Source organism: Bacillus sp. TE9106W (genome assembly GCF_054062215.1).
In genome coordinates this window covers 24,333-37,638 of the sequence record NZ_JBSSFA010000016.1, presented here as the reverse complement: position 1 = coordinate 37,638, position 13,306 = coordinate 24,333, and the positions used below count along the sequence as shown (strand labels likewise).

Below are 13,306 nucleotides of genomic sequence, written 5' to 3'. Positions count from 1 at the left end.
AGTGTATACATTTACTATTACCTATTCGTTGTATAAGTGTAGGGAGGAAAAATGATGGGAAAAGAAAATATATTAACCTCCTATCTTATCAATTTAGGAGAGGAAGTGTTCAAACTATTACTAGCGAAAGGGGCTATAAAAGAAGACGCAGAAGACATCATCCAAAATACTTTCTATAAAGTATATACGTTGCTAGATGACCTAACAGAGAATAACATACGTCCATGGTTTTTTAGGGTTGCATTAAACGAATACATTGACTTGAAGAGAAAAAAAGAGCAACAGAACATCTATTTAACTGAAGAGATTTATTCAAAATTACAATATACAGACCGAGAACTGGATGCTGTTTTAAATAAAGATGAGATTTTCTATCTATTAAAAGATATAAAACTAGAATATAAAGAAGCCTTCTTTTTAAAGTATTATTACGATTTTACATATGAAGAAATTGCACTAATACTAGATATTCGAGTAAATAGCGTCAAACAAAAGTTACATCGTGCACGTAAAACAATTCATTCTACAGTAGGGGGAAAACCTTAATGGATACTTCTTTAAAAAATGCATTAAAAAAAGCGAAAAGGAAACAGTTACTTAAAATCATCATTACTTCTATTCTCGTTGTCATCATACTTATCCCTATCATTTATAAAGTAGGTAATTACTTCGCAGCGAAAGGCTCTATGAGGCTTCACGAACAACTCTTTTTATATAATTCAATTGCAGAACCGAATGTACAAATTGATTCTCAAGTAACGAGTAGCTCCTCTATGTTTGGCGGCAATATTACATCAAATCGTTCTAAAAATATTAATGGTTACGTAGTGAAATGGAATACACTGACAAGCCCTTATAATTGGTTTCGCTCTAACATCGATTACAATGAGGTAATACCAGGAACTCATTGGGGGAGGTCTAATACAGAGTCTTATAATTACGATAAACAAACGAAAAATAAAGTTGCCACATTTTATAATCCAGCTATCAAGGAATATTACGATGGAGTCAAAAATGAATTAAGTGCAGTTTCAAAAATGGAAAACTATGTTGCAGAAGTCGCTATCTCTTTCGATCAACCTTATACATTAAAAGAAATTCAAACAAAAATACCAGACAACTTAAATATCGTATGGCTATATATGGTCTCACCTATTAGAGATGAAAGCGGAGGTCCTGCCGGTATGCCAGTTTATGGATTTGAGCCAGGAACCCCTCTCGAAGAATCGTACAAAGGGTTCTTTGATTCCCTTAAACAATATAATGATGGGTATGACAAGGACATTCAAAAGTTTTTAAAATCAAATGAAAACAAACCATTTGATCAAGTGAAGATTTTAGGTGTTATGCTAACAGGAAAAACGGAAAACTTTAAGGCATTAGAAAACCAAAACTTTATTCGTGGTGCTTCTGTAGGGGTTACTGCACAAATTGTTCCTTATATAAAACCAGAGAAATAATAAGGAACGCCCAGATGAACTTAAAGAACACACCTAAACCTGTTTACTACGGGAGCTATCTGCTACAATAGATAGCTCCCATCTCTCATTTATTGCTTAATTTTCAAAAATAAACTTCACAATATTTTAGGTGCAATTTTATAAATAAAAAATCATATATTTGTTCACATTATATCCATTGTGAATTTTTTCACAATGGATATATAATAAACTTGTAAATACAATATTGGAGGGATTTCAATGGTTATCAATTTTTTAAGAACTGATAAACGTGCTGCTTTCATATTATTATTTTTACGACTTTACATAGGATATACATGGCTCGCTGCTGGAATCGGCAAAGTCTTTGGACAATCTTTTGACGCAAGTGGTTTTCTAAAGGGTGCTATTGCTCAAGCATCAAGTGACCACCCTGCCGTACAAAGTTGGTGGGCAGATTTCCTTCAACACTTTGTTCTTCCAAATGCAGACCTATTTAGCTTTTTAGTTCAATGGGGAGAAATTTTAGTAGGTCTAGGTTTGATTTTAGGCGGATTAACAAAAACAGCTGCATTTTTCGGAATCATAATGAATCTTGCATTTTTATTAAGTGGAACTGTTAGTGTAAACCCAAACCTGCTTATTTTAACTATGTTCATTTTAGTTGCAGGACAGAACGCCGGACGTATTGGATTAGATGGCTATGTTTTCCCAAAACTTTTCCGTAAAAACCGCCACGGAACATATAAATTAAGTAAAACTGCGTAGTAACGGTTTACTCTTAAAATATAAATAAGAAAAAGAGCCTGCGTATAGGCTCTTTTTTGTTTACTCCAAATTTAAACTCTTAACGAGCCACGAAAACCTCTGGCAGCATAATAAGAATCTGCCCCATTGTGATACACGAAAACATGCCCGAAGCGATAATCGCAAAATAGCGCACCACCGAGTTCTCGAATATCTGAAGGTGTTTGTACCCAACTTGATGATTTCATGTCAAAATCTCCAAGTTTTTGCAATTCTCGATATTGTTCTTCTGTTAATAGTTCAATACCCATAGCATTTGCAACATCAATAACGTTATTTTCTGGCTTATGTTTTTTTCTTGATTCTAACGCTTCCAGATCATAACAGAGACTTCTGCGGCCTTTAGGACTCTCCTTTGAACAATCATAGAAAGTATATTCGTCCTTCTCTTCATCATAACCAACAACATCTGGCTCACCGCCTGTTACTTCCATTTCATTAAGTGTCCACAATTTTTCATTATTAGTAGCTAGCTTCGCTTCAACTTTAGCCCATTCAAGACCTTCATGGCGGTTCATGTTTTTCTCAAAACGGGCTTGTAATACTTTTAATAGTTCTTCACGTTGTTCTACAGATAACTCATTTTTATTCTCTGTCATATTCGTCCTCCGAGTTAAGCTTCCTTATAACCACTTAAATCTTCTCAATAATGGTTTACTTGCAGTTTACAACAATCTGGCCCGATTGCACAACGAATAATCCCTGTGCGGATATCCATTATATAGTACTAAAACCCTCCATACTTTCTCCAAGAATATAATGTGAAAACCACATCAAGTTCTGCTTCATAATAGCCACATGAACTCCTGGTTGGTCAGAACTATATGCCATTCCTTTAAATATAATGAGTTCTGTATCAACTTCCATATCCTTTAACCCTTGATGTAATTCATATGCATTTGTAATTGGTATTCTTGCATCCTTTTCGCCATGTTGGATTAAGGTAGGCGTACAGGCTGATTTAATATATGTCATTGGTGATGTTCTCTTATATATATTTGGATCATTCCATGGAGTATTTCCTAAATACATTCTAATAAAGTAAGGGATATCTGTATTTACATAATGGGTACTCCAGTTAGTAATTCCTCCCCCAACTGAAATAGCTTTAAACCTACTACTAAATGTAGAACAGAAAGCTGATATATATCCTCCGTTACTCCATCCCATAACTCCTACTCTATCTTTATCTACCATCCCTTTTTCAATTAGTTCATCCACTCCAGATATAACATCATCGTAATCAGCAAGTCCTTGTTTTCTATAGTTTGCTTTTAAAAATTCATTACCATAACCAGAACTTCCTCTATAGTTTGGCTCTAAAACGACAAAGCCCTTTTCAACAAACTGTTCAATCGGATATTTCTCATTGAAGCAGTCTGAAAATATCGGAAAGGATGCCCAAGCCGGACCACCGTGAATTACTACTAATAAAGGATACTTTTTATTTGCGTCAAACTCTACTGGTGTTGATAAAACACCCTCTATTTCAAGACCATCACTACTTTGCCATGAGATGATTTCCCTGTTACTTTTAAGCTTCCCCTCGAAAAGGCTATTTTCATTCGTTATTTTTTTATCATCCAAATAGATTTCAAAGGTTTCATTTGTTATAGCCTTATTATAGGTTATATGATTTCCATCTCTTGTTATAGAGGCGTCCATTATAAAGCCATCTACTTTTTCGCTTAATGTTTCCACAGTGCCATCTTCAGCTAGCAAACCAATAAGGTAATTCGTTTTGTCCTGCCATCGAATTAAAATTCCTTTAGCTGTCCACTGTAATGGCATAACCGTACTATCAAAATCTGTTAAAGGGACAATTCGTTCTCCAGTATTCAGATCATATATCTCTAATGTACTTTCTTGTATATGGTTTCTATAATACTCCTTCTCTCTTATGCTTGCTGAGTAACATATTTTGTTGCCCTCTGGAGAAAAACAAACGCTCCCGTCCAACAACTTATCTACATTCATCTGTTGTAGTTCCCTGGCTTCGACATCTAATATGTATAGATCACCATTCATATGATCGTTTAGGCTTGGGGTAGCCATACATACAACCTTTTTCCCATTATCTGAAATATCAAATCCATGGATATAAAAATCCTTACCATCAGTTAATTGATAAACACCGTTAATCTCTCGTTCCTCTTTATCATTTTGTATCACTTTTTCTATTTCAATGTAGCATAAACAATTATTCTGATGTTCCTTACCTACATGTTGAAAATCTCCATATAGCTCCTTACGTTTCTTTATTTCCTCACATTCTTTTGACTGTGTAATATAATAAAAACCTTTACCGGTAGGATCCCATCTAAAATTACTGACTCCCTCTTTCTCATCAGTAATTTTAACCTCACTATAGTCGTCTAGTGACTTAACAAAGATCTGATTTTTCATATCCCCGTCACCACCTGAGCTAAGGTAAGCAATGCTCTTAGAATCTGGAGACCATAATGGATGTATACTATCTATATCTCCAGTTGTTAGTGGATAACTCTGCCCTTTACCTTTTTCATATATCCATACATGGTTTCTATATGTATTGTCTTCCCAGTTAACTGTTCTCTTAACAAATGCTACATTTTTGCCATCATCGCTTATATTTGTACTTAATACGGTTGGTAATGAAATAATCTCTTCTATACTTAAATATGTTTTTTCACTCACTTTCATCAATATGCCCCCTTGTAATGTCCATAAATCTCTCGTCTCTTTTTTTCATAATAAAGGAAATTGTTCACGGATACTTAAAATAGTAACGGAAAATTCAGATAAATAAAAGCAGATCCGATAAAGTAAAACTTTAATCTATAGGGTTCTATCCACTCAAATTAAAGATTATGTGGTTTTCATCTAAATGGGAAAAATAAACGCATTTTGATTCATACATTCGTTTAAAGTAAACTTCCATCAGTGGGAGTCTTATAGCCTACGAATTGTGGAATGAAAAATGGACTAAGAATTTAATCTTAGTCCATTTATTATTTTATATCCATTTTGTATGGAATGTACCTTCTTTATCTACTCGTTTATACGTATGCGCTCCAAAATAATCGCGCTGCGCTTGCAACAAGTTTGCAGGTAGTTTGGCAGTACGATAGCTGTCATAATAAGAAATTGCTGCTGAAAATGCAGGTATCGGAATGCCCTGTTGTACCGCCATTGAGATAATTTGGCGTAATCCACCTTGATATGACTCTACAATTTCTTTAAAGTATGGATCAAGTAAAAGGTTCGGTAGGTCAGTGTTAGTCTCATAAGCCTCTTTAATGTTCTGTAAAAAGGCAGCACGGATAATACATCCGCCTCTCCAAAGCATAGAAATGCTGCCAAAATCAAGGTTCCAATCATATTCCTCAGAAGCTGCCTTCAATTGCGTGAATCCTTGTGCATAAGAACAAATTTTGCTCATATATAAAGCTTGGCGCACCGCTTCAATTAATTCGGCTTTTTCAACTCCAATTGCCGTTTTATCTTTAGGGCCAGATAAAACTTTGCTTGCGTTCACACGCTCTTCTTTTAAAGCAGAAATGCAACGTGCAAATACAGATTCCGTGATAATAGGCAGAGAGATACCTAAATCAAGTGCGCTTTGACTTGTCCATTTCCCTGTACCCTTCTGTCCTGCAGTATCAAGAATAACATCCACTAATGGCTTACCAGTTTCTTCATCTTTCTTCTTGAAAATATCGGCTGTAATCTCAATTAGATAGCTATTCAGTTCACCTTTATTCCATTCAGCAAATATTTCATGGAACTCTTCTGCAGTCAAATCTAGTGTTTGTTTCAAGAAGAAATATGCTTCACAAATTAATTGCATATCTCCATACTCAATACCATTGTGAACCATCTTTACATAGTGTCCTGCCCCATTAGGTCCGATATAAGAACAGCAAGGCTCATTATTCACTTTTGCAGAGATGTTTTCAAGCATATCCTTTACTTTTTCGTATGCATCCTTCTGTCCGCCGGGCATAATAGATGGTCCCTTCAATGCACCCTCTTCGCCGCCTGACACACCTGCCCCGATGAAATTGATTCCTTCTTCGGCAAGACGTTTGTTTCGGCGAATTGTATCGACAAAGTATGTATTACCACCGTCAATTAAAATATCACCTTTATCGAGGTGAGGGACTAGAGAATCAATCGCTTTATCTGTAATTTCCCCCGCATTAACCATTAATAAAATCTTTCTAGGTGATTCGAGTGAGTTAACAAACTCTTCAACTATATGAGTACCAACTAAGTTTTTACCACGGTTTTCCTCAATGGTTTCATCAACTTTTTCCTTTGAAATATCATATAGGGCAACAGAATACCCTTTACTCTCAAAGTTAAGTGCGAGGCTTTTTCCCATAACGCCCACACCAACAACTCCAATTTGTAACTTTTCCATATTCTATCGTTCCTTTCCATGTATGTTACTCTGTATTATAGTATATATACCTAAAATAACATTTTAATCAAATAATCCAACTTTTTCATTTCAATAGGCTCTGCCAGTATTCGTGCAAAAGGTTAAAGGGACACGGCACATCACTATCAAGTTAAAAAATAAAGAGAAATTTTCATCCTTATTAATCAATCATGAAAAATAACTGGTTAATTATGAAAAATCACATTAAACAGCTTCCGTATCCCTTTTACTGTTTAGAAAGATCTATACAAATAAACTTAATAATAAAGTAAACCCTAATCCGGCTACAGAAACGATAGTCTCAAGTAAAGTCCATGTTGCAAATGTTTCTTTCATGCTTAAACCAAAGTACTCTTTGAACATCCAGAAACCAGCATCGTTCACGTGTGAAGCAATTAAACTACCAGCCCCTGTTGCAAGGACAACTAAAGCAAGGTTAACATCAGATTGACCTAACATCGGAATCACTAAACCGACAGTTGTTAATGCAGCAACCGTAGCAGACCCCAATGAAATACGTAAGATGGCAGCGATAATCCATGCGAGCAAGATCGGTGATAATGAAGTTCCTTTGAATAATTCGGCTACATAGTTACCAACGCCGCCATCAATTAATACTTGTTTGAAAGCGCCGCCTCCACCAATAATTAAGAGCATCATCCCAATATTCGAGATCGCTGTTGTACAAGATTCCATCACGTTTTTGATTGGAATATTTCTTGCCAATCCCATTGTATAGATCGCAACTAGTAAGGATATCAACATGGCAGTATCCGCATTCCCAATAAACTCGATCGTTGCTAGTAAACTATTATCTTTGAATCCCATTGTTTTTTGCAACAAAGTAATAATTGTAGCGACTGCCATTAAAAGAACAGGCAGTAAAGCGGTAAAAACACTGATTCCAAAACCAGGAGTTTCTTCAAGTTTAAATACTTTCTGCTCACCTAATGATTGGATATTACCGGTTTTTGTGAACGCCTCAGGTACTAGTTTTTTTGCAAGTTTAGTAAATACAGGTCCAGCTAACACAACCGTTGGAACCGCTATCATAAAACCGTAAAGTAATACTTCACCGATGTTTGCATGCAATTCACCAGCGATAGCAGTTGGTCCTGGGTGTGGTGGTAAAAATCCGTGTGTTACAGATAAAGCAGCTGCCATCGAAATACCGAGATATAAGATAGAAACTTTTAATTCTCTTGAAATTGCAAATACAATCGGAATTAATAATACTAATCCTACTTCAAAAAATAATGCAATCCCGATAATAAATGAGGCAGTCACAACAGCCCATTGAATGTTCTTTTCACCAAATTTTTTCACAAGGGTCATGGCAATGCGTTGTGCACCCCCAGAATCTGAAAGCAACTTACCTAACATCGCACCAAGTCCAAAAACGAGTGCTAAGTGCCCAAGTGTTCCGCCTAATCCCGCTTCAATGGTTTTAAAAATCTTTTCTGGTGGCATTCCAAGTGCTAAAGCAACCCCGACGGATACAATGATTAATGAAATAAAGGTATTTAATTTAAAGCGCATAATCAGTAAAAGTAATGCTAAAATCCCAATTGCTACAATGACTAATGGCATCGTAGTTCCCCCCTAATCTTAGCTGTATTTGTATTTATCCCTCTATTCGTGGGCAGTAAGGCCCCCACCTCGAGAGTTATATAGAAGCGAGGCGTGGGAGATTACTGATGAAAGTTTTACTTTATTAAATTTCTTTGATAATTTGCAATGCGTGTATAATCATCTTCTAACGCCCTTGATAGGTTAATAAATATAGGCAGTAATTGTCTGTATTCTTTTGTTGCTTCTTCTTTCGGTGTATGTTTGTAGGTACTACCAACCATTTCGGAAACGATTTCAAAAGAATCAATTTTTCCTGTGGCATAGAGACCTAATATACATGCACCTAGACAAGAGCTTTCGTAGCTCTTTGGAACAACGACTTCAGATGCGAAAATATCGGACATCATCTGTCGCCAAACGTCAGACCTTGCGAAGCCGCCTGTTGCTTGAATACGAGTTACAGGACCATCCATACATTCTGTTAATGCTAAAAATACAGTGTATAAATTATATATAACACCCTCTAAAGCTGCACGAATCATATGTTCCTTCTTATGTGACATCGTTAAACCGAAGAAGGAGCCACGTACATCTGGATTCCATAATGGTGCACGTTCCCCTGCGAGGTATGGATGGAATAATAATCCGTCTGCACCAGGTCTCACGCGTTCTGCTATTTTAGTTAATACATCGTATGGATCAATTCCTAGTCTTTTCGCAGTTTCTACTTCTGATGAAGCAAGTTCATCACGAATCCAGCGAAGGACCATCCCTCCATTGTTTACCGGTCCACCAATTACCCAATGTTTTTCGGTTAAGGCATAACAAAATATTCTTCCTTTTTTATCTGTTTGTGGTTTATCAATGATGGTCCGAATAGCACCACTGGTTCCAATTGTGACAGCAATCTCCCCTTTCCGAATTGCATTCACACCTAGATTAGAAAGCACCCCATCACTAGCACCAATGACAAACGGTATTTTGGAATCGATACCAATCTTTTGGGCTAAATCTGGATTGCAGTTGCTGAATATTTTGGTGGTTGGTACGAGTTTAGATAATTGAGCTGATGTTATACCAGCAATTTTTAAAGCTTCCTCATCCCAATCTAGCGTTTTTAAGTTCATCATACCCATGCACGAGGCGATGGAATGATCAACAACATATTGATCAAAGAATTTTTTGAAGATATATTCTTTGATTCCAATATATTTTTTCGTTCTAATAGCAATTTCCGGATGGGCATTCACAATCCATGTAATTTTACTTAATGGTGACATTGGGTGAATAGGTGTTCCTGTTCGTCTATAAACTGCATGGCCATTCAGTTCATCTTTGATTTTATGCGCCCATGCCTCACTGCGATTATCTGCCCAAGTGATACAAGGTGTCAGCGGCTGATCATTTTCATCCATAGCAATGACACTATGCATAGCACTGCTAAATGAAATAAACGATGGTTTTTTATCTGAATGCTGTTTCGTTATATTTGATATCGCTTGTAAAACAGCTTGGAAAATCTCTTCTGGATCTTGTTCCGCTGTGGATATATCCGGTGTGCGAAGTGGATAACCAATATTCTCGGTTTGAATGACTTCGCCTTTTTCAGTAAATAAAACTGCTTTCGTACTTGTTGTACCGATATCTATACCTAACATATAGCTACTCATGTCCTTGCTCAACTCCTTTAGATAACATTTGTTGTGACATCCAGAGGTCTTCGACTTTCCCTTGAACATCATCAAAGTTTTGATGTAAGGCCTCAATCATGAGGGCTCGATCTTTTGATTCGATTGCTTTTATATAAAGCTCATGATTTTTAATAATCCGTTCAAAGTCTTCGTACTTTTCCTTGAAACGAGTACGCATTGATAAAAGGATTAAGCTTTCCATAACAGGCTTTAAATTATTCCAAATCATCAGGATGTAGGAATGCTCAATGGTTCGAATAATTGTTTCATGGAATAAGAGATCTTGATAAGAAAATTCATCAGAATCATGATATTTAATGGCGATTTTCATCATTTCCATTATTTTATTTAGTTCTCTTACTAAATCATTTGTGTCCATCTTTCCAAGTCGCTCAAAGATAAACGTTTCTATAAGTAAACGAACATCATATATTTCTTCAATTTCTTTCTCGGTTAAACCAATGACAACTGCGCCCATTCTTTCTAAGCGAATAATATTTTCAGAAGCTAGTAATTTTAATGCTTCACGAACGGGTGACCGACTTACAGAAAAATCGGCAGCTATTTTATTTTCTGACAGGATGGTACCGCTTTCAATTGCACCTGCAATAATGCGCATTCTCAATTCGCTCGCAACACGATCACCTGTAGAAGCTTTTGAAAGCCATTTTTCAGGATAAAGAAATTCCATTGATTTCGTCATAAATCCACCTCGTGTTAATCAAGTATACTTGTATACAAGTATTATAACTCGGATTTTTAATTATGCAAGCGCTTTTATTGTTTGCTTTAGTTCTATTAGAGGAAAGACCATAATTATTAAGCTAACAAACAAGTCACCCCAAAACTATTATTGTTGATAAAGAAGATTTAGGGAATGGAAAACTAAACAAGTGGTATGAAAGACAAATAATTATAGAATCTATGTAAAAAGAAGCAGCTACCTTTAAATGGAGAGGTAGCTGTTTTTTTTAGTTGTTCATATTCTGCTGATGCTTTGAAATCAATTTAGACATATAGACAAAATCCTAAATTACGTATTGTCTTGTAACTCCATGAATATCTATTCGCGCTATTGTGTTTATACACTGCTCATTGATAGTTTCCCGATTAATTCTCAATAACATCATGTAACCTCTCAGCAAACTCTTTATGATGCACTGTGTTATAACCCACATGATGTCCTGGAAACTCTGCGAATTCTGTTCCGAGGTGCTCTGCTAAGTTGAATGCGCAATGATAAGGAAAAGTTTCTCGTGAAATACTTCCACCGGCTGGACGTACCTGTATCGATGCAGGGTTTAATAGGGACTTTAATGCATCGATATTTAAAGTATAGCTGAGAATTCCCGGGATTTCATACTCAGTGAAATACATCGAATTGCCAAGTAGTCGCTCTGTTAGCATATCCTTCGATGGTTCGGAATTACTATCATCAATATTCGACAATAACTTCATGACCTCACTTTGATGATTCCCTTTAAGGTCTTCCATGAAATTTATAGCCTGCTTCAACTCATTTTCAGATAAAAGTTGTAATAAAACCGGTTCGTGTGGAATTAGTATCTGTACCTGCTCAGGATGACGTATGCACAAATCAAGTCCGATAACAGCACCAGAACTACTTCCGAATACATAAGCCGGTTCTTTGGTCAGATTAGCTAGCAACCGATGAGCATCTTCGCTATGCGTGTGCACATGGTAATCCTCATTTTTATTGACGAGATTGCTACGGGAATGACCACGACGATCGTAAGTAACAACGGTATACCATTTAGCAAGATGGTCGGCGATATTATGGAACTTGTCGGCATCACCACCCCCACCATGAATCAAAAGAAGAATTGGACCCGAGCCACGCGCCTCATAATAGATGCTCGCTCCAATTACTTGCAATGTTCCGTTTTTTACTATACTCATTTGTACATTCTTCCTTTCTTTTGTCATCTCCCTTAACATTACATGATTGGTGAATGATATAAAATGCAGGAAATAACTAAGAAACAAATTCACCATAAGAAAAAGCAATGTGTGGCTTTAAAATAAAGTTTGATTAAAAATATTGTGTTAAACCGTATTCTATGATGAATAAAAAGAAACCATTTTGAAAAAGTCTAATCAAAATGGTTTCTTATCCAACAGGTTTATGTTTATGTTTTATAAAAAAGTTTGATCATAGCTTATTTACAATTCTTTGATTAAAGAGATAAAGCATCGCACCTTTTTTATAAACTTCTTAACTTTATTTCAAATCCACACTATATGTTGGTTTGGAATAAAGTTTGATTAAAATGATGCTACAAACGTTGATTTTATAATAGAAGAAAAACTCGCATTTTAAAAAAGTTTGTTCAAAATGCGAGAGCTAAACTTTGTTATGAAATTAGTTTTTATAAAAAAGTTTGATCAAAATTTACAATTCTATATAGCTATTTCAACTTCACCAGATATTAAACGTTGTACAATACTGTTATGGATAATTCCTACAAATGTCTTTGCCGTATCTGGAGTTACATTGATTGTTTTATTTGTATCATCAAAAGTAACTCTAAGTGATGAGTCCAGTTTATTAACAGCGTCTTTAATTTGTTCAATAGAATAGTTTGTTTCTGGAGCACCATATTTAGATAATCTTCTTACAGCTCTTGCACTACTATATAATTTTTGTGTTACTCCATTTTCATCTAACCCTAAAAATTTATATTTAGCAGATGAAATCGTATATTCACCTTGGACAAATTTATTAATGGTAGCCTGTGATTTAGCTTTACGATTTTCATTTAGCGTCAACATGCTTTCAAATCTATTAACATCGTAAACAAACAACTTTTTACTTACTCTATCTAGTCGCGCTGTAACAGCTGGCGGAACTTGAATACCTTTTGGAACATCTATCACAGTAGTATCCTCAGTTATTGAAAATGATATTACAGGTTTATTTTTTATTACTGCATTTTTAGCAATGGATAAGAAATACAGAGATTCATTATCTTGTACAATTAAAAACTTTATTCCTTCATTCTCTTCAAAGTTCTTTACTTCCCCTGACATTTTTCCAAATTTGGAAAATTGAACAATTTTATTTGTAGGATTATTGAGTAAAGTTTCGATTTCAACTTTGAAATTATATAAGTAACTATCTTCATCAATTTCTTCTAACTTTATGTAATAAGGAATGTCTTCGATTAAAGCATTACCATTTAATACATCCATTTCACTTTCTCCAGATCTTTTTTTCATTAGATCTAGCTCAAAATAATTAAAAATGCTCTGCTTCTCTTGATCACCTGTTTGCAATAAATAAATTCTATATAAACTAGAATTTTTTGATGTACATACATAAACACGTTCTAACGCCATGACTCATCAAT

The 13,306-nt window shown here is 35.4% G+C and carries 11 protein-coding genes; 3 read left to right on the top strand and 8 right to left on the bottom strand.

The features are described 5' to 3' along the window. The first annotated feature begins 54 nt into the window (after nucleotides 1–54). From ACVWY7_RS22815 to ACVWY7_RS22805, 3 genes are all read left to right on the top strand, one after another. Nucleotides 55–546: an RNA polymerase sigma factor gene (locus tag ACVWY7_RS22815; protein ID WP_000514137.1), complete on the top strand. Its 492-nt coding sequence runs from the start codon at nucleotides 55–57 to the stop codon at nucleotides 544–546. After that, nucleotides 546–1,460, top strand: coding sequence for a sigma factor regulator N-terminal domain-containing protein (locus ACVWY7_RS22810; protein WP_000381497.1), 915 nt, complete (start codon nucleotides 546–548; stop codon nucleotides 1,458–1,460). The genes ACVWY7_RS22815 and ACVWY7_RS22810 overlap by 1 nt, the downstream gene beginning before the upstream one ends. Before the next feature lie 240 nt (nucleotides 1,461–1,700). Further along, on the top strand, nucleotides 1,701–2,207 hold the full coding sequence (locus ACVWY7_RS22805; protein ID WP_144508125.1) for a DoxX family membrane protein: 507 nt from the start codon (nucleotides 1,701–1,703) through the stop codon (nucleotides 2,205–2,207). 71 nt (nucleotides 2,208–2,278) lie between these two features. Here the strand turns inward: ACVWY7_RS22805 and ACVWY7_RS22800 are convergent, their stop codons facing one another. The 8 genes from ACVWY7_RS22800 to ACVWY7_RS22765 form a co-directional block, all read right to left on the bottom strand. Then, nucleotides 2,279–2,845, bottom strand: coding sequence for a DUF4256 domain-containing protein (locus ACVWY7_RS22800; RefSeq protein WP_000138383.1), 567 nt, complete (start codon nucleotides 2,843–2,845; stop codon nucleotides 2,279–2,281). A 118-nt stretch (nucleotides 2,846–2,963) separates the two neighbouring features. Continuing rightward, entirely contained in the window at nucleotides 2,964–4,928 is a 1,965-nt protein-coding gene (locus tag ACVWY7_RS22795) for a prolyl oligopeptidase family serine peptidase (protein WP_456523988.1), read from the bottom strand. Nucleotides 4,929–5,241: 313 nt separating this feature from the next. Beyond that, nucleotides 5,242–6,651, bottom strand: a complete 1,410-nt coding sequence (gndA, locus tag ACVWY7_RS22790) for an NADP-dependent phosphogluconate dehydrogenase (RefSeq protein WP_000413557.1) — start codon at nucleotides 6,649–6,651, stop codon at nucleotides 5,242–5,244. 264 nt (nucleotides 6,652–6,915) lie between these two features. After that, the gene (gene gntP, locus ACVWY7_RS22785) at nucleotides 6,916–8,262 is read right to left on the bottom strand and encodes a gluconate permease GntP (RefSeq protein WP_001131723.1); all 1,347 of its coding nucleotides are present in this window, start codon (nucleotides 8,260–8,262) and stop codon (nucleotides 6,916–6,918) included. Between the two features lie 116 nt (nucleotides 8,263–8,378). Further along, nucleotides 8,379–9,914: a gluconokinase gene (gntK, locus tag ACVWY7_RS22780; RefSeq protein WP_001984847.1), complete on the bottom strand. Its 1,536-nt coding sequence runs from the start codon at nucleotides 9,912–9,914 to the stop codon at nucleotides 8,379–8,381. After that, nucleotides 9,907–10,638, bottom strand: a complete 732-nt coding sequence (gene gntR, locus ACVWY7_RS22775) for a gluconate operon transcriptional repressor GntR (RefSeq protein WP_000167470.1) — start codon at nucleotides 10,636–10,638, stop codon at nucleotides 9,907–9,909. Before gntR ends, gntK begins: the two co-directional genes overlap by 8 nt. A gap of 407 nt (nucleotides 10,639–11,045) precedes the next feature. Next, nucleotides 11,046–11,855 carry an alpha/beta fold hydrolase gene (locus ACVWY7_RS22770; RefSeq protein ID WP_456523987.1) on the bottom strand — a complete coding sequence of 270 codons (810 nt, stop codon included), beginning with the start codon at nucleotides 11,853–11,855 and terminating at the stop codon, nucleotides 11,046–11,048. A 501-nt stretch (nucleotides 11,856–12,356) separates the two neighbouring features. Next, complete coding sequence (locus ACVWY7_RS22765; protein ID WP_061685164.1) at nucleotides 12,357–13,295, bottom strand: hypothetical protein; 939 nt, start codon at nucleotides 13,293–13,295, stop codon at nucleotides 12,357–12,359. Between the last annotated feature and the right edge of the window lie 11 nt (nucleotides 13,296–13,306).

What these genes read in the sequence shown, in the direction of transcription:
- ACVWY7_RS22815 (WP_000514137.1), top strand. Translation starts at nt 55, where the DNA reads ATGGGAAAAGAAAATATATTAACCTCCTATCTTATCAATTTAGGAGAG.
- ACVWY7_RS22810 (WP_000381497.1), top strand. Translation starts at nt 546, where the DNA reads ATGGATACTTCTTTAAAAAATGCATTAAAAAAAGCGAAAAGGAAACAG.
- ACVWY7_RS22805 (WP_144508125.1), top strand. Translation starts at nt 1,701, where the DNA reads ATGGTTATCAATTTTTTAAGAACTGATAAACGTGCTGCTTTCATATTA.
- ACVWY7_RS22800 (WP_000138383.1), bottom strand. Translation starts at nt 2,845, where the DNA reads ATGACAGAGAATAAAAATGAGTTATCTGTAGAACAACGTGAAGAACTA.
- ACVWY7_RS22795 (WP_456523988.1), bottom strand. Translation starts at nt 4,928, where the DNA reads ATGAAAGTGAGTGAAAAAACATATTTAAGTATAGAAGAGATTATTTCA.
- gndA (WP_000413557.1), bottom strand. Translation starts at nt 6,651, where the DNA reads ATGGAAAAGTTACAAATTGGAGTTGTTGGTGTGGGCGTTATGGGAAAA.
- gntP (WP_001131723.1), bottom strand. Translation starts at nt 8,262, where the DNA reads ATGCCATTAGTCATTGTAGCAATTGGGATTTTAGCATTACTTTTACTG.
- gntK (WP_001984847.1), bottom strand. Translation starts at nt 9,914, where the DNA reads ATGAGTAGCTATATGTTAGGTATAGATATCGGTACAACAAGTACGAAA.
- gntR (WP_000167470.1), bottom strand. Translation starts at nt 10,638, where the DNA reads ATGACGAAATCAATGGAATTTCTTTATCCTGAAAAATGGCTTTCAAAA.
- ACVWY7_RS22770 (WP_456523987.1), bottom strand. Translation starts at nt 11,855, where the DNA reads ATGAGTATAGTAAAAAACGGAACATTGCAAGTAATTGGAGCGAGCATC.
- ACVWY7_RS22765 (WP_061685164.1), bottom strand. Translation starts at nt 13,295, where the DNA reads ATGGCGTTAGAACGTGTTTATGTATGTACATCAAAAAATTCTAGTTTA.